Annotated in this window: 1 protein-coding gene; it reads left to right on the forward strand. The window is 70.0% G+C overall.

Annotated features, from left to right (window positions below; translation table 11 throughout):
• A partial coding sequence (locus ACPYOG_RS19260) for a helix-turn-helix domain-containing protein (RefSeq protein ID WP_481295741.1) occupies positions 1-393 on the forward strand: 393 nt, incomplete at both ends.

The following is a 393-nucleotide window of genomic DNA, read 5'->3' on the forward strand; positions in this document are numbered from 1 at the left end:
TGGCTACGGCATGGATCTGTCAGGCGCCGCCGGTCGCGCCTTCCTGAGGTCCGTCGTCGAGCTTCATGACGACCTGATCAGCCAGCCGCAGTCCGCCGCGCCGGCGTTCGTGCAGGGCTTGTTGGCGGACAGCATGGTGTCCCGGCTGCTGATGGCGATGCAGCCGCCCACCGGGGAAGCCCGGAGTGCGGAAGCGGAGGGTCGGCTGGTCCGGGAGTGCCGCGAGCTGCTGGAGCGTCACGCCACCGAGGAACTCACGGTGCCCGATATCGCCGAGTGCCTTGGCGTTTCGGTCCGCACGCTGCAAACGGCTCTGCGGGCCGAAACCGGGGCGACGCCGTCGGACCTGCTGCGGAGCATCCGGCTGGACCGCGCCCGCGAAATGCTCCTGGA

The sequence above is a fragment of the Leifsonia sp. HAY1-4F genome (assembly GCF_056755275.1).